This is a genomic window from Streptomyces sp. YJ-C3 (assembly GCF_053891275.1).
The window spans coordinates 3,116,881-3,135,967 of the sequence record NZ_CM132685.1 but is presented as its reverse complement, the minus strand read 5'-3'; the positions used below and the strand labels follow the sequence as shown (position 1 = coordinate 3,135,967).

General features: G+C 72.3%; 18 protein-coding genes. 8 read left to right on the top strand and 10 right to left on the bottom strand.

Annotation, left to right across the window (positions count from 1 at the left end; genetic code table 11):
* Nucleotides 1-2: 2 nt before the first annotated feature.
* From ACVHNB_RS13710 to ACVHNB_RS13695, 4 genes are read right to left on the bottom strand one after another with little or no spacing between them, the layout of a single operon-like run.
* The gene (locus ACVHNB_RS13710) at nt 3-782 is read right to left on the bottom strand and encodes a CDP-alcohol phosphatidyltransferase family protein (RefSeq protein WP_428951006.1); all 780 of its coding nucleotides are present in this window, start codon (nt 780-782) and stop codon (nt 3-5) included.
* Nucleotides 760-1,827, bottom strand: a complete 1,068-nt coding sequence (locus ACVHNB_RS13705; RefSeq protein ID WP_428951007.1) for an iron-containing alcohol dehydrogenase family protein — start codon at nt 1,825-1,827, stop codon at nt 760-762. The genes ACVHNB_RS13710 and ACVHNB_RS13705 overlap by 23 nt, the downstream gene beginning before the upstream one ends.
* Complete coding sequence (locus ACVHNB_RS13700; protein ID WP_428951008.1) at nt 1,815-2,567, bottom strand: phosphocholine cytidylyltransferase family protein; 753 nt, start codon at nt 2,565-2,567, stop codon at nt 1,815-1,817. The genes ACVHNB_RS13705 and ACVHNB_RS13700 overlap by 13 nt, the downstream gene beginning before the upstream one ends.
* Entirely contained in the window at nt 2,564-4,336 is a 1,773-nt protein-coding gene (locus tag ACVHNB_RS13695) for a DUF5941 domain-containing protein (RefSeq protein WP_456228879.1), read from the bottom strand. Before ACVHNB_RS13695 ends, ACVHNB_RS13700 begins: the two co-directional genes overlap by 4 nt.
* Before the next feature lie 265 nt (nt 4,337-4,601).
* Between ACVHNB_RS13695 and galE the strand changes: the two genes are divergently transcribed.
* The 4 genes from galE (at nt 4,602) to idi (ending at nt 8,829) form a co-directional block, all read left to right on the top strand.
* Nucleotides 4,602-5,573 carry a UDP-glucose 4-epimerase GalE gene (galE, locus tag ACVHNB_RS13690; protein WP_456228194.1) on the top strand — a complete coding sequence of 324 codons (972 nt, stop codon included), beginning with the start codon at nt 4,602-4,604 and terminating at the stop codon, nt 5,571-5,573.
* A gap of 181 nt (nt 5,574-5,754) precedes the next feature.
* Complete coding sequence (locus ACVHNB_RS13685; protein WP_456228193.1) at nt 5,755-6,690, top strand: cation diffusion facilitator family transporter; 936 nt, start codon at nt 5,755-5,757, stop codon at nt 6,688-6,690.
* Nucleotides 6,691-6,850: 160 nt separating this feature from the next.
* Nucleotides 6,851-8,110 carry a GNAT family N-acetyltransferase gene (locus ACVHNB_RS13680; protein ID WP_456228192.1) on the top strand — a complete coding sequence of 420 codons (1,260 nt, stop codon included), beginning with the start codon at nt 6,851-6,853 and terminating at the stop codon, nt 8,108-8,110.
* Nucleotides 8,111-8,235: 125 nt separating this feature from the next.
* Complete coding sequence (idi, locus tag ACVHNB_RS13675) at nt 8,236-8,829, top strand: isopentenyl-diphosphate Delta-isomerase (protein ID WP_456228191.1); 594 nt, start codon at nt 8,236-8,238, stop codon at nt 8,827-8,829.
* Nucleotides 8,830-8,832: 3 nt separating this feature from the next.
* Here the strand turns inward: idi and ACVHNB_RS13670 are convergent, their stop codons facing one another.
* Nucleotides 8,833-9,375 carry an ATP-binding protein gene (locus ACVHNB_RS13670; RefSeq protein ID WP_428951013.1) on the bottom strand — a complete coding sequence of 181 codons (543 nt, stop codon included), beginning with the start codon at nt 9,373-9,375 and terminating at the stop codon, nt 8,833-8,835.
* A gap of 93 nt (nt 9,376-9,468) precedes the next feature.
* The gene (locus tag ACVHNB_RS13665; RefSeq protein WP_428951014.1) at nt 9,469-10,134 is read right to left on the bottom strand and encodes an HdeD family acid-resistance protein; all 666 of its coding nucleotides are present in this window, start codon (nt 10,132-10,134) and stop codon (nt 9,469-9,471) included.
* A 64-nt stretch (nt 10,135-10,198) separates the two neighbouring features.
* Between ACVHNB_RS13665 and ACVHNB_RS13660 the strand changes: the two genes are divergently transcribed.
* Nucleotides 10,199-10,969 (top strand): enoyl-CoA hydratase/isomerase family protein, encoded by a 771-nt coding sequence (locus ACVHNB_RS13660; RefSeq protein WP_456228190.1) that lies wholly within the window; start codon nt 10,199-10,201, stop codon nt 10,967-10,969.
* Here the strand turns inward: ACVHNB_RS13660 and ACVHNB_RS13655 are convergent.
* Complete coding sequence (locus ACVHNB_RS13655; RefSeq protein WP_428951016.1) at nt 10,956-11,591, bottom strand: DJ-1/PfpI family protein; 636 nt, start codon at nt 11,589-11,591, stop codon at nt 10,956-10,958. The genes ACVHNB_RS13660 and ACVHNB_RS13655 overlap by 14 nt on opposite strands.
* Before the next feature lie 19 nt (nt 11,592-11,610).
* Nucleotides 11,611-12,582, bottom strand: coding sequence for a GlxA family transcriptional regulator (locus ACVHNB_RS13650; RefSeq protein WP_456228189.1), 972 nt, complete (start codon nt 12,580-12,582; stop codon nt 11,611-11,613).
* Nucleotides 12,583-12,698: 116 nt separating this feature from the next.
* Here ACVHNB_RS13650 and ACVHNB_RS13645 point away from each other — a divergent pair, with 116 nt between their 5' ends.
* From ACVHNB_RS13645 to ACVHNB_RS13635, 3 genes are all read left to right on the top strand, one after another.
* Nucleotides 12,699-13,574, top strand: coding sequence for an SCO6745 family protein (locus ACVHNB_RS13645; RefSeq protein WP_456228188.1), 876 nt, complete (start codon nt 12,699-12,701; stop codon nt 13,572-13,574).
* A gap of 82 nt (nt 13,575-13,656) precedes the next feature.
* Nucleotides 13,657-13,791: an LPFR motif small protein gene (locus ACVHNB_RS13640; protein WP_428951019.1), complete on the top strand. Its 135-nt coding sequence runs from the start codon at nt 13,657-13,659 to the stop codon at nt 13,789-13,791.
* Nucleotides 13,792-13,876: 85 nt separating this feature from the next.
* The gene (locus tag ACVHNB_RS13635) at nt 13,877-16,270 is read left to right on the top strand and encodes a Tex family protein (protein WP_456228187.1); all 2,394 of its coding nucleotides are present in this window, start codon (nt 13,877-13,879) and stop codon (nt 16,268-16,270) included.
* Nucleotides 16,271-16,358: 88 nt separating this feature from the next.
* Here ACVHNB_RS13635 and abc-f read toward each other — a convergent pair whose 3' ends face one another.
* Together abc-f and ACVHNB_RS13625 are read right to left on the bottom strand one after the other, a co-directional pair.
* Nucleotides 16,359-17,996, bottom strand: a complete 1,638-nt coding sequence (gene abc-f, locus ACVHNB_RS13630) for a ribosomal protection-like ABC-F family protein (RefSeq protein WP_428951021.1) — start codon at nt 17,994-17,996, stop codon at nt 16,359-16,361.
* Between the two features lie 49 nt (nt 17,997-18,045).
* Entirely contained in the window at nt 18,046-19,080 is a 1,035-nt protein-coding gene (locus tag ACVHNB_RS13625; protein ID WP_428951022.1) for an oxidoreductase, read from the bottom strand.
* Nucleotides 19,081-19,087 lie beyond the last annotated feature (7 nt).

Sequence of the window (19,087 nt, the reverse complement as noted above, 5' to 3'; positions counted from 1 at the left end):
GCTCACTTGAGCCTGCTCGAAGCGAGGATGGACACGAGGTGGAGCACGGTCTGGAGGAGCGCGATGCCCGCCAGGACGGCCACGCCCAGGCGCGTGAAGAACAGGTCGCCCCGGATCTGGTCCACGATCGCGAGGACCAGGATCAGCAGGGACGCCTCGATGCCCAGGATGAGGCGGTGGAACTTGAGCGCGGCGGCGGCCTTGCGGGCCAGCGCCATGCCCGAGCCGCGGATCTCGGACGCGGACTCCTTGACCTGCTCCCGGCCGCTCTGGGCGCGGGACACCCCGACCAGGTCCGTCTCGGCCTTGATCAGGATGGCGCCGAGCGCGGCGAGGGTGCCGAGGAAGGCCCACAGCCAGTCGATGCGGCCGGAGCCCCACAGATCGGCGGCGCGCAGGCCGAAGCCGACCAGCACGGCGGCGTCGGTCAGGTACGCGCCGACGCGGTCCATCCAGACGCCGGTGAGCGAGTACTGCTTGCGCCACCGGGCGATCTCGCCGTCGACGCAGTCGAGCAGCAGGTACAGCTGGACCGCGACGACGCCGAGGACCGCGCCCCAGATGCCCGGTACGAGCAGGGCCGGGGCCGCGAGGACGCCGCAGACGGTCATCAGGTAGGTCAGCTGGTTGGGCGTGACCTTGGTGTTCACCAGGTGGCGGTCCACACGCAGCGAGATCTCGCGCATGTAGAGCCGTCCGCCCCAGTGCTCACCGCTGCGCCGGTCCTTCACGCCCGCGGGGTGAACGACCGGGCGGAGCTCAGCTACCGATGGCTTTTGCATAGTCGGCGTAGGCGTCCCTGATCTGGTCGGTGGAGAGGTCGAGGTGTTCGAGGATCGTGTAGCGGCCCGGTCGGGTCTGCGGAGCGAACTCCACGACCTTCACGAACTCGTCCACGGTGAAGCCGATCTCCTCCGGCAGCACCGGCAGGCCGTGCCGGCGCAGCACCTCGGTCATGTACGCGGACTCCTCGTGGGCACCGCGCAGGTGCATCGCGAAGGCCGCGCCCAGGCCGCACTGCTCGCCGTGGCTGGCGGCGCGCTTGGGGTAGAGGAGGTCGAAGGCGTGGTTGATCTCGTGGCAGGCGCCGGAGGCGGGCCGCGAGTCGCCGGAGACCGACATGGCGATGCCGGTGAGGACCAGGCCCTCGGCCAGCACCTGGAGGAAACCGTCGTCGCCGACGCCGCCGGGGTGGCGCAGCACGGCCTCGCCGGCCTGCCGGGCCATGGCGGCGGCCAGTCCGTCGATGTCCTCGCCGCGCTCGCGGGCGGCGAGCTCCCAGTCCGCGACCGCGGAGATGTTGGACAGGGCGTCGCCGATGCCGGAGCGCACGAAGCGGACCGGCGCCTCACGGATGACGTCGAGGTCGATGACGACGGCGATCGGGTTCGGCACACCGTACGAGCCGCGGCCCGCGTCGTTGTCGAGGGTCGCGACGGGCGAGCACAGGCCGTCGTGCGACAGGTTCGTCGCGACGGCGACCAGCGGCAGGCCCACGCGCGCCGCGGCGAACTTGGCGCAGTCGATGATCTTGCCGCCACCGAGGCCGACGACGGCGTCGAAGCGGCCCGTCTTCTTGATGTCGTCGGCGAGCTTGATGGCGTCATCGAGGGTGCCGCCGCCGACCTCGAACCACTCGGCGCTGGGCAGCGAGGGTTCCAGGCGGGCGCGCAGGGCGGCGCCCGATCCACCGCTGATCGCGATGGCCAGACAGCCCTGGGACGACGAGATCCTCTGGTCGGCGAGGACCCCGGCGAGGTCGTTGAGCGCCCCTCGCCGGATGTCGACGACGACCGGCGAGGGAATGAGCCTCGTCAGTACTGGCACGCGATCTCACGTCCCTTGGCGAGGTCCTCGTGGTTGTCGATCTCGACCCACGCGACGTCACCGATGGGCGCGACGTCGACCTTGAAGCCGCGGTTGACGAGCTCCTGGTAGCCGTCCTCGTAGTACAGCTGCGGGTCGCGCTCGTACGTGGCCTTCAGCGCGTCGGCGAGCTCCTCGGCCGCCTCGCCCTCGATGAGGGTGACGCCGATGTACTCGCCGGTCGCCTCGGCGGGGTCCATCAGCTTCGTGATGCGCTGGACGCCCTTCTCGGGGTCGACGATGACCTTCATCTCCTCGTCGCCCAGGTTCTTCACCGTGTCCAGGGCGAGGATGATCTTCTTGCCGTCGCCGCGGGCGGCCAGCAGGGTCTTCTCGACGGAGACCGGGTGCACGGTGTCGCCGTTGGCGAGGATCACCGAGTGCTTGATGGCGTCACGGCCGCACCACAGGGAGTAGGCGTTGTTCCACTTCTCGGCCACGTCGTTCTCGATCAGCGTCAGCTTCAGGCCGTACTTCGCCTCGAGCGCGGCCTTGCGCTCGTAGACGACCTCCTTGCGGTAGCCGACGATGATGCCGACCTCGGTGAGGCCGATCTCGGCGAAGTTCTTGAGGGTCAGGTCGAGGACGGAGAGCTCGTTCTCGGTTCCCTCGCCCACGACAGGCACGAGCGCCTTGGGAAGCGTCTCGGTGTAGGGGCGGAGCCGGCTGCCGGCGCCGGCGGCCAGGACGAGGCCGATCATGCGGGTTCTCCTTCATCGTGTACGGCGGGTGCTCCACGTCGAGCGGAGGCGACCCAGAAGCGGATGCTCTCGGCGAGCACCACGAGTGCCACGAACACGGCGAGGACCGTGAGCGCGACGGTGAAATCCGTGTCGGTGAGCAGCGCGGCCAGCACGGTGACCACGAGCGTTCTGGTCTCGTGCCCGCCGATCGCGTGCACCAGCCGGCGCGGGGGTGCTCCGGTGCCACCGCGGATGCGGTACACCGTGTCGTAGTGATGGTAGGCGACCGCCGCCACCAGCCCGAAAGCCGCGGGCAAGGCTCCGTTCACGTCCGCCTTGGCCGCGAGCAGCAGGATCGTGCCGTACTCGGCGGCGCGGAAGATCGGTGGAACGAGCCAGTCCAGAGCGCCTGTGAGGGGTCCGCTGACGGCCACGTCGGCGAGGATCACGTAGGCGGTGGCGCCGGCGACGACACTCCAGGAGCCGAAGTCCTCGACGGTGGCAATGATCACAAGGATCGCGGCGCCGAGGAGGGCCAGCAGCGGGGCGGTGTACCCCCCGCCGCGCAGCTTGCGGACGGTGATGCCCCGCAGCAGGCCCGCGTCGGCCAGGTCGGCCAGTGCCTGGGCGGCGCGCGGGGTGCGGCGCGCCCTGCGGGTCAGGGAGCGCAGCACCCGGCCGGCCGTCGTGTAGCAGGCGGCGAGCGCGCAGCCCACGAGCAGGACGTAGAAGGTGATGCGCGGGGTGGTCAGCGCCGTGAGGACCGCGATCAGCGCCCAGCGCTCGCCGATCGGCAGCACTATCATCCGGCGCAGCCAGACCGTCCATCCGACGCTGTCGAGCTTGTCGGAGAGGGCCGCGGTGGGGCTGGTGTTGGCGGTCGCGTCGTGGTTCGCCTCGTTGAAGGAGAAGTCGACGACATGCCGGCAGGTCTGGAGGACCATCGCGCCGAGGGCGAGCGCCCAGACGTCATCGCCGTTCGCGTGGGCCGCGCCGAGCGCGAGGCCCGCGTAGTACGCGTACTCCTTGGCGCGGTCGAAGGTCGCGTCGAGCCAGGCGCCGAGCGTCGAGTACTGCAGCGAGTAGCGGGCGAGCTGCCCGTCGGTGCAGTCCAGGACGAAGGAGAAGAGGAGCAGCAGGCCCGCGGCGACGAAGCCGGGGCGCGTGCCGGTGGCCGCGCAGCCCGCCGCGATCAGGGCGGTGACCAGCGACGCGGTGGTGACCTGGTTCGGGGTCAGGCCGCGCCGTGCGCACCAGCGCGCGATGTAGCGGGAGTACGGGCTGATGCAGTACGTGGTGAAGAAGCCGTCCCGGGCCTTGACCGCGGTACGCAGCCGGATCGCCTCGTCGTCGACGGCGGCGACGGCCTGCCGGGCCTCGTTGCGGGCCTGCGGGTCGGCGGGCACCGCGGCGACGAGTTCGCCGAGCTCGGGGCGGTGCACATCGGTGCCGGCCGCTTCCAGGCTCTTGGCCGTGGCGTCGGGCGCGATGCCCGTCTCCCCGACCGCGCGGTGCAGGGCCTCGCGGGCCGCGGGCTGCGCGGTGACGGCGCCGGGGATCGCGGACACGGGGAAGCGGGGGTCGGTGAGGCCGAGGCGCAGGGCGTGGACATGGCCCACGAAGCCGGCGTCGACGACGGCGACCCGCTGGTCCGCGGGGGCGGTGGCGAGTGCCGCTTCGGCGTCCGCGACGTCCGGGGCGAGTCGCACGTCGAAGCCGAGCGCCCGCAGATCGCCCTCCAGGGACGACCCGGGAACCGGCTGGCCGGTGACGATGGCGGTCGACAGACGAACTCACTCCTTGGGTGCCGACGCGAGGGCGCCGGGCTCATGCACGGTGGAGGCGCCCGGAGCGCAGTCCCTAGGGGTGGCCGGGCGGCATGTCGGCAGAGGCTATCGGATGATGAGAAGTGGACGTTCACCGCCCGTTTACGGCCCGATTGGCCCCTGTCCCACACGGTCTGCGTAGGCCAGGCCGCCCGTTCATCATTGTCGATCAAGGCCCCGGGCCACAAACCCGAGGGCGTCCGCGACCGGCTTAGGGTGGTGCGTCATGACATGGCTGATCACCGGCGGAGCCGGATACATCGGGGCACACGTGGCACGGGCGATGGCGGGCGCCGGGGAGCGCGTCGTCGTCCTCGACAACGTGACGTCGGGGGTGCCGGACCGGCTGCCCGCGCAGATCCCGCTGGTGCGCGGCTCGGTCCTGGACGCCGACCTGGTGCGCCGGGTCTGCGCCGAGCACGAGGTCACCGGTGTCGTGCACCTCGCCGCGCACAAGCAGGTCGGTGAATCGGTCGAGAAGCCCGAGCCGTACTACCGGGACAACGTGGGCGGACTCGCCACGCTCCTGGAGACCGTCGCGGCGGCGGGTGTGCGCCGGTTCGTGTTCTCGTCGTCCGCGGCGGTCTACGGCAACCCCGACACCGACCTCATCACGGAGTCCACGCCGTGTGCTCCCGTGAACCCGTACGGCGAGACGAAGCTGGCGGGCGAGTGGCTGGTGCGGGCGGCCGGGCACGCGCACGGCATGGCGACGGTGTGCTTGCGCTACTTCAACGTGGCGGGCGCCGCCGAGCCCCTGCTCGCGGACACCGGCGTCTTCAACGTGATCCCGATGGTCTTCGACCGGCTCACCCGCGGCGAGGCCCCGCGGATCTTCGGCGACGACTACCCGACGCCGGACGGCACGTGCGTACGTGACTACATCCACGTCGCCGACCTCGCCGAGGCGCATCTGGCGGCGGCCCGCCGGCTGGCGCTGCCCGACGCGAGCGGTGACCTGACCCTCAACATCGGCACGGGCCAGGGTGTCTCGGTGCGCGAGCTCGTCGACGTGATCGCGGACGTCACCGGGAACTCCACGCCCGCGCTCGTCGAGCCGCGTCGCCCCGGTGACGCGCCGCGCGCGGTCGGCTCCTCGGCGCGGGCCGAGAAGGAGCTCGGCTGGACGGCGCGGCGCACCGTGCGCGAGATGGTCGAGTCGGCCTGGGCCGGATGGCGGCTGCGGCACCCCGAGTGAAGCGTGCCGGTCCTCTGACCTGCGGACATGCCCCGCCCCTACCGGGAGAACGTTTCCGCAGGTCAGGGCACATGACAACGGTGTTCACTGCAGTGTTTGCGGATACCCCCTACCCGTAGTTCACTGTGATCGCCGCCCCGGACCGGTGCGGCACGGCGAGCGGATACGGAGGGCGGTTTCCATGGGGGCCGGACACGACCACGGGCACAGCCACGGGCCGACGACCGGGACGGCCGCCGCCGCTCACAGGGGACGGCTGCGCATCGCGCTCTCGATCACGCTGACCGTGATGGTGGTGGAGATCGTCGGCGGCCTCGCGGCCGACTCGCTCGCCCTGATCGCGGACGCCGCCCACATGGCCACGGACGCGCTCGGCCTCGCGATGGCCCTGCTCGCGATCCACTTCGCCAACCGCCCGGCCAGCGATCAGCGCACCTTCGGCTACGCGCGCGCCGAGATCCTCGCCGCGCTCGCCAACTGCCTGCTCCTGCTGGGCGTCGGCGGCTACGTCCTGTACGAGGCGATCCAGCGCTTCATGGAGCCGGCCGAGACGGCGGGCGGTCTGACGATCGTCTACGGCCTCATCGGCCTGGTGGCGAACATGATCTCGCTGTCCCTCCTGGTGAAGGGCCAGCAGGAGAGCCTGAACGTACGCGGCGCCTTCCTGGAGGTGGCGGCCGACGCGCTCGGCTCGCTGGCGGTGCTGGTCTCGGCCGTGATCATCCTGACCACGGGCTGGCAGGCCGCCGACCCGATCGCGTCGATCCTGATCGGGCTCATGATCGTGCCGCGTACGGTGAAGCTGCTGCGCGAGACCCTGAACGTGCTGCTGGAGTCGGCTCCCAAGGGCGTCGACATGGCCCAGGTGCGGTCCCACATACTGGCGCTGCCGGGCGTGGAGGACGTCCACGACCTGCATGCCTGGACGATCACCTCGGGCATGCCGGTGCTCTCCGCGCACGTGGTCGTCAGTCCGGACGTGCTCAGCGCGATCGGCAACGAGAAGATGCTGCACGAGCTGCAGGGCTGCCTCGGCGACCACTTCGACGTCGAGCACTGCACGTTCCAGCTGGAGCCCACCGGACATGCGGAGCACGAGGCGAAGCTCTGCCACTGAACCCCCGCTCGGTGACCCTCCGTGCTAGCGTGGCCATCGATCTTTGAGGAGGTGGGTTGATGACTGTCGTCGCGGTGACCGCTGCCGTGCGCAGCGACAGGTGCATCCCCATCTCCCGGGCCGTCGCCTGAGCGAGGCCCCTTCACTCAAGGGTTCTACGTTGACCGACAACAGCAACGTCGTACGCGATTCCTTCTTCGCCCTGCACCACGGGCTGCCCCGGCAGGGCCCCGGCTCCGACGCCACCACACGGCGTCTCCTCTCCCTCGTGGGCGAACTGCCCGCCCGGCCCCGCGTCCTCGACCTGGGCTGCGGTCCGGGCCGCTCCGCGCTGCTGCTCGCCGCGGAGACCGGCGGCGAGGTGACGGCCGTGGACCTGCACGAGCCCTTCCTCGACGAGCTGCGGGCCGCGGCGCACACGCGCGGGCTGGCCGACCGGGTGCACGCCGTCTCGGCTGACATGGGCGAACTCCCTTACGCGGACGGCTCGTTCGACCTGATCTGGGCCGAGAGCTCGGCCTACAGCATCGGCTTCGCCACCGCGCTCGCGCGGTGGCGGCGGCTGCTCGCGCCGGGCGGCGCGCTCGTCCTCACCGAGTGCGAGTGGACGACGGACACCCCCTCCCCCGCGGCCCGCGCCTTCTGGGAGGAGCACTACAAGCTGCGGACGACCGAGGGGAACCTGCGGGCCTGCACGACCGCCGGGTACTCCGTGCTCGGTGTGCACCGGCAGCCCGAGTCCGACTGGGACGAGTACTACGAGCCGCTCGCCGAGCGGGCCGACGCCGCCGATCCACAGCGGCCCGGTATGGCCGAGGCGCTCGCCGGCACGCGGGCGGAGCTGGCGATGCGGCGCGAGCACGGCAGCGAGTACGGATACACGGGCTATGCGCTGCGGCCCGCGGCCGCCTGGCCGACACGGCCGGAGACGGACGGCGACCGGGAGGCCGTGCACGCCGTCAGCGCCGCCGCCTTCCCGACCGCGGCCGAGGCCGACCTCGTGGACGCCCTGCGGGCCGACCGGGGCGCCTGGCTGGAGGGCCTGTCGTACGTCGCCGAGGCACCGGACGGCACGGTCGCCGCGTACGCGCTGATCACCCGCTGCACGGTGGACGGCGCGCCCGCGGCGGCGCTCGCACCGGTGGCCGTACTTCCGGAGTACCAGCGCGTGGGCGCCGGTTCGGCCGTCGTACGCGCGGTGCTGGAGGCGGCCCGGGCGCACGGGGAGGGAATCGTGCTCGTTCTCGGGGACCCCGCCTACTACCCGAGGTTCGGGTTCACGCCCGCCTCCGCGTACGGCATCAGGCCCGCCTTCGAGGTGCCCGACGAGGCGATGATGGCCCTCGACCTGGGGGCCGGTGGCGGTTCCCGGCAGGTCCCGCGGGGCACGATCGCCTACCCTGCCGCGTTCGGCGTCTGACCCGCGCCCGCCGTGGTCCCGCCCGGCTTCGCGGCCGGGCGGGACATGCGGAGCACCACCAGTGCGGATGGCTGTCCGTTTCGTACGGCAGACTTGGGGCCCGAGGACCGAAGCGAAGGATGGGTATGCCGACCACACCTGCCACCGCGGCGAACAGCTCGTCGAACGGCACCGGAGAAGCGATCTTGCTGGAACTCGTCGACGAGGGCGGCAGGACGATCGGCACCGCGGAGAAGCTCGCGGCCCACCAGCCGCCGGGCCAGCTGCACAGAGCGTTCTCCGTGTTCCTCTTCGACGAGCGGGGACGGCTCCTGCTCCAGCAGCGGGCACTCGGCAAGTACCACTCCCCCGGTGTGTGGTCGAACACCTGCTGCGGGCATCCGTACCCGGGCGAGGCCCCGTTCGCCGCGGCCGCCCGGCGCACCTTCGAGGAGCTGGGCGTCTCGCCGTCGCTGATGGCGGAGGCAGGCACCGTGCGCTACAACCACCCGGACCCGGAGTCGGGTCTGGTGGAGCAGGAGTTCAACCACCTGTTCGTCGGGATGGTGCAGGCTCCGCTGGACCCGGACCCCGAGGAGGTCGGGGAGACGGCGTTCGTGACGGCCGCGGAGCTGGCCGAGCGGCACGCCAAGGACCCGTTCTCGGCGTGGTTCATGACCGTGCTCGACGCGGCGCGGCCCGCCGTCCGGGAACTGACGGGTCCGGCCGCGGGCTGGTAGCCGTCAGACGTTCGCCGGTTTGAGGGGCAGGGCGGCCCAGATCACCTTGCCCCCGCTGGCGGTGTGCTCGACGTCGCAGACGCCGCCCGCCTCCGCGGTGATCTCCCGCACGAGCAGCAGGCCGCGGCCGCCGGTCTGGCCGCTGGTGGCCTCCAGCGCCGTCGGGCGGTAGGGGTGCTCGTCCTCCACCGAGACCCGCACCCACTCCGCGCCGACGGCGACCTCCACGGCCAGCATCGGCGAGAGGAGGGCGGCGTGCTTCACCGCGTTGGTGACGAGCTCGGAGACGATCACGAGCAGCCCGTGGACCAGGTCGTCGGGGGCGGGCACCCCTTGCCGCGCGAGCAGTTCGCGCACCGCCCGCCGGGCCTGCGGCACGGAGGCGTCGACCGCCTGCGCCGTGAACCGCCAGATCCCCTCGTACGGCAGTGGCACGCCCGTGGCGGCCTCGGGGGGAGCTCCCCCACTGTCCTGAGGACGCGGGCGCGCTTCCAACCCGTCGTCACGCATCGTCCGGTCGCCGCCCTTGCGCTCGATTGTCACCACCCTTCGAGTGTTGGCAACGCGCTGGTCCGGACCGGTTGACTGACCATAAGTCAGCGACTATCGGCGGATTTTGATCGTGGACGTATGACCTGGTCAGCCAGGCGACTGATCCTGGCCCAGTTGTTCCGTTTTCGGCGGCTCTTCAGCTTGTTGTACGAGGTTGACGATCCGGCGGCCGCCCAGTCCGGTGGCCAGCAGGCCCAGGCCGTCGAAGAGCAGCGCGAGGGAGAAGAAGCAGCCGAGGACATAGCGGCTGCTCTCCGGCCAGTTGCCGAGGACCAGGACGCCGAGCAGGATGCCGAAGGCGCCCTGCACCAGGGTCCAGCCGAACTGCGGGCCGCGCACGACCAGGGCGCCGACCAGCCGGAAGACCCCTCCGGTCAGGAACAGGAGCGCGGCGAACATGGTGAGGGCCTGGGCGGTGCCCTCCGGACGGCGGATGACGACGATGCCCGCCGCCAGGTTCAGGGCGGCGACCACGACGCCGAGCCAGAAGAAGTTGCTGCCCCGCGACTGGATGGCGTGCAGCAGCCCGACGAGGCCGCCGATCAGCAGCAGCCAGCCGAACAGCAGCATCGAGGTCAACGTCGCGAAGGCCGTGTAGAAGAGGCCGATCACGCCCGCGACGACCAGGAGGCCGCCGAGCACGGCGAGCCAGCCGAAGCCGCGCCGGAGTTTCTTGCGTTGGTGGGCGGGGCCGCGTTCCTCCGCGGTCGTGACCTTGCCCGTCAGCGGGCTCTCATCGTCCTGTCCGGCCATCGGCGCCTCCTGTCGGCACCCCTTCTTGATCGTACGTTCGACACCGGCGGATAGCATCCGGCGCATGGCTCCCTTGTCCTCGCAGCAGCTCACGCACACCGTCACCGGCGGGGTCGCCACCGTCGTCATCGACCATCCGGCCAGGCGCAACGCCATGACCGACACCATGTGGGCCGCCCTGCCCCCGCTCCTCGCGGAGCTCGCGGCGGACCCGGCCGTGCGGGTCCTGGTGCTGACCGGCGCCGGTGACACCTTCTGCGCGGGGGCGGACATCTCCACGCTCGGCGAGGACGCGGGCGCCGCGCAGCGGCTCGCCGTCGCGGCGGAGGAGGCGCTCGCGGCCTTCCCGAAACCGACGCTGGCCGTGGTGCGCGGCTTCTGCGTGGGCGGCGGCTGTCAGCTGGCGGCCGCCTGCGATCTGCGGTTCGCCGCCGAAAGCGCCCTGTTCGGGGTGACTCCGGCGAAGCTCGGGATCGTCTACCCGGCGTCGTCGACGCGGCGTCTGACGGCGCTGGTGGGGCCGGCGACCGCCAAGTACCTGCTGTTCTCCGGCGAGTTGATCGGGACGGAGCGGGCCCTGCGGTCCGGGCTCGTGGACGAGGTCCTGGACGGGCCCGCACTGGACGAGCGGGTGGCCGCGTTCACCCGCGTCCTGGCCGGCCGCTCGCTGCTGACGCAGGCGGCGGCGAAGGAGTTCGTGGCGGGGCGCACCGACCGGGACGGGTACTGGGCCGGGCAGGCGCGCGGCAGCGGCGACACCGGGGAGGGTGTCGCCGCGTTCCTGGAGCGCAGGGCGCCGCTCTTCGGCTGGACCGTGCCGGCTACGTCAGGATGAAGCGGCTCTTGCCTCGGAACTCCTCGACGAGGTGCGCGGGGGCCTTCTGCGGCGAGCCCGCGTCGTAGGGCGGCTGCGGGTCGTACTCGGTCAGCAGCTGGACGGCCTGGGCGTGCTCGTCGCCCGCGATCCGGCCCAGCAGGGTCAGACCCATGTCGATGCCGGACGAGACCCCGGCCGCGGTGACGTACTTGCCGTCGATGACGACGCGCTCGCCGGTCGGCCGCGCGCCGAACTGCTTCAGGACGTCGAGGGCGAGCCAGTGCGAGGTGGCCCGGCGCCCCTCCAGCAGGCCCGCGGCGGCCAGCAGCAGGGAGCCCGTGCACACCGAGGTCGTCCAGGTGCTGGTCGCGTCGGCCGCGCGCAGCCAGGCGAGGAGGGTCTCGTTCTCCATCTGCGGGGTCTGGCCCGGCCCGCCCGGGACGACGACGATGTCCGGGTGCGGGACCTCGGCGAAGGCCTTGTCGGCGACGAGGGCGAGGGCGCCGGTGTCGCTCCGGACGGGGCCCCGCTCCTCGGCGACGAAGACGAGTTCCGCGTCGGGCAGGCGGCCGAGGGTCTCGTAGGGGCCGACGGCGTCGAGCGCGGTGAAGCGGTCGAACAGGACAACGGCGATCTGCACGGTGTTTCCCTTCGGTGGGTCAGTGTGCGGGGGCCGGGGCGCGGAAGCGGCGGCGGTACTCCGCCGGGGGCGTGCCCAGGGTCTTGAGGAAGGCGCGGCGCATCGCCTCGGGGGTGCCGTAGCCACTGGCCCGGGAGATCTCCTCGACGCCGTCGGTGGTGTCCTCCAGCAGACGGCGCGCGTGCTCGACACGGACGCGTTCCACGTATCTGCCGGGGGTGAGGCCCGTCTCCGCCTGGAAGGCGCGGGCGAAGTGGCGCGGGGACAGGCGGGCGCGGGCCGCCATCGACTCCACCGTCAGATCGTCGTCGGGGTGCTCGGTGACCCACTGCTGGAGCTCGCGCAGCGGCTCGCGGCGGGCCGTCTGGGCCGCGAGCTGGGCACTGAACTGGGCCTGGTTCCCCGGGCGTCGCAGGAAGACGACGAGGTGGCGGGCGATCGTCAGGGCGGTGTCCCTGCCGTGGTCCTCCTCCACGAGCGCGAGGGCCAGGTCGATGCCCGCGGTGACGCCGGCGGACGTCGCCACGTTCCCGTCGCGTACGTAGATGGGGTCCGGGTCGACGTCGATCGCCGGGTGGTCACGGGCGAGCCGCTCGCAGTACGCCCAGTGGGTGGTGGCCCGGCGGCCGTCGAGGAGGCCCGCCCGCGCGAGGAGGATCGCGCCCGTGCAGACCGAGACGATCCGCGGGGCGTGCGGGGCGTGCGTCCGCAGCCAGTCGATCAGGCGCGGGTCGGGGCGGCGCGTGCCCTGGCCGCCCGGGACCAGCACGGTGTGCGGGGCCGGGGCGTCCGCGAGGGCGTGGTCCGGGACCAGGGTCAGGCCGCTCGACGTACGGACCGGTGCGCCGTCGGGCGAGGCCGTGCGGACCCGGTACGCGCCGGCGGCGGAGCCCGCGGCGAGCGCGGCGCCGGCGAAGACCTCGACGGGGCCGGTGACATCGAGGCTCTGGACGCCGTCGAAGAGGAGGACCAGGACGGTGCGGGGCGACATGTCCCTCATTGTTCGGGGGCATCGCGCATGGCCGCAATGACGAGCAGCCCACCTTTCCTGCCATGGCCGCCTCCCCTGCCTCCCTGCGCGTACCAACCGGTCGGTAACGTGTCGGCATGACCGCTGACCCGCGCCCGCGCGCCGCCCGCCACTGTCACAACGTCCTCAACCCGTTCCACTCGACCCACTACTTCTCGCCCGACCTGGGCAAGGAACTGGCCGCGGTGGGTGTGACGGACCGCAGCGCCGCCTACTTCGCCGCCCGGTCCGCGGCCCTGGGAGCGGTCGGCGCCGGTACGGTGACCGCCACCTTCTACAACTTCAAGCACGACCTCGTGGCCCGGCACGTGCCCGCGGTGTGGCGGACCGCCTCCCCCGAGACGGTCCTCGCGGCCCGCCTGCGCGCCGTCGACGCGACGCTGCGCCGCCTCCTGGGCGAGGACGTGCTCGCCTCCCCCGAGATGGCCGAGGCCGCAGAGCTGGCGCTGCGCGCCACACAGGCGTGCACGCGACACGCCCGCCCCCTGTACGCGGCCCACGCCGACCAGCCCGTCCCCGAGGCGCCGCACCTGGCGTACTGGCACGCGGCGACGCTGCTGCGCGAGCACCGCGGCGACGGGCACCTCGCCGCGCTGCTCGCCGCCGAACTCGACCCGGTGGAGGCGCTGGTCAGCCATGTCGCGACCGGCAAGGGCATGGCCCCGAAGTGGCTGCTCGCCACGCGCGGCTGGTCCAGGGACGAGTTCGACCGGGCCGCCGAGCGGCTGCGCGCGCGGGGACTGCTCACCGCGGACGAGGAGTTGACGCTGACCGAGGAGGGCGCGGGCCTGCGCGCCGCGATCGAGGAGCGCACCGACGTGCTCGACCGGGCGCCCTACGACCACCTCGGGGACGCGGGCGTGGCCCGGCTGACCGAGCTGGCCACGGGGTTCATCGGGACGGCGTTCGGCAACGGGGCGTTCCCCGCGGATCTCATCGGCAAGGCCGCCTGAGGCATGAGCACGGCGCTGCGCGGTACCCGGCGCTCCTGACGGATCCGGCCACCCCGGCCGGACGACGAGAGGAGCGCCTCCCATGTTCCGTGCCATCGCCGATGTCCTGCGTCAGACCGGCGGGGCCGTCGCCACCGTGGTGACGCTGCCGTTCCGCGCGCTCGGCCGCCTCTTCGGCGGCGCCTCCCGTTCGGGCCACCGCACGCACCACGTGTGAGCAGGTCGGCGCCCTGATCCTCCGTTGTCGGCGCCACCTGCCACAATTGCCGCGCAACCTCAGTCGACATAGGCGGTACGGGATCGTGGCGACACCCACTGTTGGGTCCATCGAAGGCAGGATTGCCGAGGAACTCGGCGTACGGGAGCGGCAGGTGAAGGCCGCCGTCGAGCTGCTGGACGGCGGCTCGACGGTGCCCTTCATCGCCCGCTACCGCAAGGAGGCGACGGAGTCCCTGGACGACGCCCAGCTGCGCACCCTGGAGGAGCGGCTGCGGTACCTGCGCGAGCTGGAGGAGCGGCGCACCGCCGTCCTGGACTCGGTGCGCGAGCAGGGCAAGCTGACCGAGGAGTTGGCGGCGCAGATCCGCGCCGCCGACACCAAGGCGCGCCTGGAGGACATCTACCTGCCGTTCAAGCCGAAGCGGCGCACGAAGGCGCAGATCGCGCGCGAGGCGGGCCTCGAACCGCTGGCGGAGGGCCTGCTCGGCGACCCGTCGGTGGACCCGCTCGCCGCCGCGTCCGCGTTCGTGGACGCCGACAAGGGCGTCGCCGATCCGCAGGCCGCGCTGGACGGGGCCCGCGCGATCCTCACCGAGCGCTTCTCGGAGGACGCCGACCTGATCGGTGAGCTGCGTGAGCGCATGTGGGTGCGCGGGCGCCTCGCCGCGAAGGTGAAGTCCGGCAAGGAGGAGGCGGGCGCCAAGTTCGCCGACTACTTCGACTTCGCGGAGCCCTTCAAGGAGCTGCCCTCGCACCGCATCCTGGCGATGCTGCGCGGCGAGAAGGAGGACGTGCTGGAGCTCGTCCTGGAGCCCGAGGAGCCGGTCGAGGACGGCCCCAGCTCGTACGAGCCGATCGTCGCCGACCGGTTCGGCATCCGCAATCAGGGGCGTCCGGGTGACAAGTGGCTGCAGGACACGGTCCGTTGGGCCTGGCGCACGCGCATGCTGGTGCACCTCGGCATCGACCTGCGGCTGCGGCTCCGTACGGCCGCCGAGGACGAGGCGGTCAAGGTCTTCGCGGCGAACCTGCGGGACCTGCTGCTCGCGGCGCCCGCGGGCACGCGCGCGACGCTGGGCCTCGACCCCGGCTTCCGTACGGGCGTGAAGGTCGCGGTGGTCGACGGGACGGGCAAGGTCGTGGCGACCGATGTCATCCACCCGCACGTGCCGGCCAACCGCTGGGACGAGGCGATCGCCAAGCTGGCGAAGCTCTCCAAGGAGCACGCGGTCGACCTGATCGCGATCGGGAACGGCACGGCGTCGCGCGAGACCGACAAGCTCGCGGGTGAACTGATCACCAAGCACCCGGAGTTGAAGCTCACCAAGGTGATGGTCTCCGAGGCGGGCGCCTCGGTGTACTCGGCGTCGGCGTTCGCCTCGCAGGAACTGCCGGACATGGACGTGTCGCTGCGCGGCGCCGTCTCCATCGCCCGTCGGCTGCAGGACCCGCTCGCCGAACTGGTCAAGATCGACCCGAAGTCGATCGGTGTCGGCCAGTACCAGCACGACCTGAGCGAGGTGAAGCTCTCGCGCTCCCTGGACGCCGTGGTCGAGGACTGTGTGAACGGCGTGGGCGTGGACGTGAACACCGCGTCGGCCCCGCTGCTCGCCCGGGTCTCCGGCATCGGCGCCGGGCTCGCGGAGAACATCGTGGCGCACCGCGACGCCAACGGCCCGTTCAGCAATCGCAAGGGCCTCAAGGACGTCGCCCGGCTCGGCCCGAAGGCGTACGAGCAGTGCGCGGGCTTCCTGCGCATCCGGGGCGGCGACGACCCGCTGGACGCGTCGTCGGTGCACCCGGAGGCCTATCCGGTGGTGCGGCGGATGGCGAAGTCGACCGGTGGCGAGGTCGGTTCGCTGATCGGCGACACGGGCACGCTGCGCTCGCTGAAGCCCGGTGACTATGTGGACACGACGTTCGGTCTGCCGACCGTGACGGACATCCTGAAGGAACTGGAGAAGCCGGGGCGCGACCCGCGGCCCGCCTTCAAGACGGCCACCTTCAAGGAGGGCGTGGAGAAGATCTCCGATCTGGAGCCGGGGATGATCCTGGAGGGTGTCGTGACGAACGTCGCGGCCTTCGGGGCGTTCATCGACATCGGTGTGCACCAGGACGGGCTCGCGCACGTCTCGGCCCTGTCCCGTACGTTCGTGAAGGACCCGCGCGACGTCGTGAAGCCCGGGGACATCGTGAAGGTCAAGGTGCTCGAGGTCGACGTGGCGCGCAAGCGGATCTCGCTGACGCTGCGCCTCGACGACGAGAAGCCCTCGGGCGGGAGCGGAGGGCGGGGAGAGCGGGGCGGCGATCGTCGTCCGCCGCAGCAGAAGTCCCGGCAGGGCGGTGGCCGTGGCGGGGCCGGCGGTGGCTCCGGTGGTGGCCGCGGCGGCTCCGGTGGTGGCGGCAAGGGGCGGCCCGCGGCCGCGCCGGCCAACTCCGCGATGGCCGACGCGCTGCGCAAGGCAGGGCTGGCCTAGGTGCCGTAGGGGGTGATGGGCGTGGGGAACCGGCGGCCGGTTCATGGCCGGTCGCGCAGTTCCCCGCGCCCCTCGGCGGCGCTCCCGCTCAGCCCTCCGTGATCTTGCCGTCGGCCACCAGCAGCCGCCGGTCGGTCCGCACCGCGTCGAGCATCCGCCGGTCGTGCGTGACCAGCAGCAGCGTGCCCTCGTACGACGCGAGGGCCGACTCCAGCTGTTCGATCGCCGGCAGGTCGAGGTGGTTGGTCGGCTCGTCCAGGACCAGGAGGTTGACGCCCCTGCCCTGAAGGAGGGCGAGCGCGGCGCGGGTGCGTTCGCCGGGCGAGAGGGTCGCCGCAGCGCGCAGGACGTGGTCCGCCTTCAGGCCGAACTTGGCGAGCAGGGTGCGGACCTCGGCCGGTTCGGTGTCGGGGACGGCCTCGCAGAACGCGTCGAGCAGGGTCTGCGGACCGTGGAACAGGGCGCGGGCCTGGTCGACCTCACCGACCACGACGCCGGAGCCGAGCGTCGCGTGCCCCGAGTCGAGCGGGATCCGGCCGAGCAGAGCGCCGAGCAGCGTCGACTTGCCGGAGCCGTTCGCACCGGTGATCGCGACCCGGTCCGCCCAGTCGATCTGGAGCGTGACCGGCCCGAAACGGAAGTCGCCGCGCCGGAGTTCGGCGTCCCTGAGCGAGGCGACCACCGCGCCCGAGCGGGGCGCGGAGGCGATCTCCATGCGCAGCTCCCACTCCTTGCGGGGCTCCTCGACGACATCGAGCCGTTCGATCATGCGCTGGGTCTGGCGGGCCTTGGCGGCCTGCTTCTCGCTGGACTCGCTGCGGAACTTGCGGCCGAGCTTGTCGTTGTCCGTGGCCTTGCGCCGGGCGTTCTTGACGCCCTTGTCCATCCAGGACCGCTGCATCTGGGCGCGGCCTTCGAGCGCGGAGCGCTTGTCCGCGTACTCCTCGTACTCCTCGCGGGCGTGCCGCCGGGCGACCTCGCGCTCCTCCAGGTAGGCGTCGTAGCCTCCTCCGTAGAGGTTGATCTGCTGCTGGGCCAGGTCGAGTTCGAGGACCTTGGTCACCGTGCGGGTGAGGAACTCGCGGTCGTGGCTGACGACGACGGTGCCCGCGCGCAGCCCGCGGACGAACGTCTCCAGGCGCTCCAGACCGTCCAGGTCGAGGTCGTTGGTCGGCTCGTCCAGGAGGAAGACGTCGTAGCGGGACAGGAGGAGCGAGGCGAGCCCCGCGCGGGCCGCCTGGCCGCCGGAGAGCGAGGTCATCGTCTGGTCGAGGCCGATCTGGAGGCCCAGTTGCGCGGCCACCTCGTCGGCCCGCTCGTCGAGGTCGGCGCCGCCGAGGTTCAGCCACCGCTCCAGGCTCGTCGCGTACGCGTCGTCGGCGCCCGGAGCCTCGTCGACGAGGGCCTGGGTGGCCTCGTCCATGAGGCGCTGGGCCTCGTCGACGCCGGTGCGGCGGGCGAGGAACTGGCGGACGGTCTCGCCGGGCCTGCGGTCCGGCTCCTGCGGGAGGTGGCCCACGGTCGCGGTCGGCGGGGAGAGCCGCAGCTCGCCCTCCTCCGGGGTGGTGAGTCCGGCGAGGAGCCGCAGGAGGGTGGACTTCCCGGCGCCGTTGGCGCCGACGAGTCCGATCACGTCGCCGGGCGCGACGACGAGGTCGAGCCCGGCGAACAGGGCACGGTCCCCGTGTCCCGCGGCGAGGTTCTTGGCTACGAGGGTGGCAGTCATCAGGGGGCCGATCCTAATCGGGGCACAGGGATCGGCCCGGTCCGGGCGGTCAGCGCGCCATCGGCGCCACCAGCACGCTCCCGGTGGTGCGGGCCACGAGGAAGGACTCTCCCTTGGTGGCCCTGCCGTCGAGCGGGATCCGGTGCCGTCCGGGGCCGAGCACCTCGTCGAAGACGTCGTGGGTGCGGGGGCGGTACAGACGGTCCAGACGGTACGAGACGAGCTGCACCCGGCAGGTGGAGGTGACCTCGATGCCCGCCTCCCCGTCGGCGGCGACGAGCCGGGTGAGGCGGCGCTGTTCCTGCGGGCTGCGGTCGAGCGCGGCCTCGATCTGGGCGACGAGCAGCGGGATGATCGGCGCGAGTCCCTCGACGTACGCCGGGTCGGCGCCCGCCTGCTCGAACTGGCGCCGCACCGCGGCGCGCCGGTCCTCGTCGACGGCGCGGCCGAAGGCGACGGCCCCGTAGGTGCGCAGCTCCTCGGCCGATACGCCGGACGCGTCCTGGGTGATCTCGGCGCCGATGCCGATGCTGCGCAGGGCGGCGGCGAGCTTGGCGAGGACCGCGACGCGGGCGCCGATGAGCAGCACGCGGCGGCGCGGGGCGGTCCCGGCCGCTCCGCCGAGCAGGCGGCCCAGGGCGGCGCGGTACGCGGTGCCCTCGAAGCGGAACGGGCCGATGCCGTGGTAGCCGTTGAGCTCCAGGTCGGCGTGCTCGTCGGTCTGCCAGGCGAAGTCGCGCCACACGTAGTCGTCGCTGCCGTCGCCGGCGCGCTCGATCACCGCGGTGACGGCGCCGCATTCCAGCCCCTCGCACTCGGGACAGCCGTATATGACGTAGCGGCCGTGGGCGAGGGGCGCCTCGGCCTCCAGGAGCAGGCTTCGGACGTGGTCGGTGAAGATGGCGGGCGGGATGTCGGCGGCCAGCGGGGAGACGGCGTCGAGGTCGGAGAGCTGGAACAGCAGCGGACGCCCGTCGACGATGAAGTCCACGAAGTCCCGGTGGACTTGGACGTCACCGTTGGCGAGAACTCCCCCGGCACGCATCGCCGGTGCCAGCCCGAAGGTCGCGTACTCGGCAGACATAAGGTGA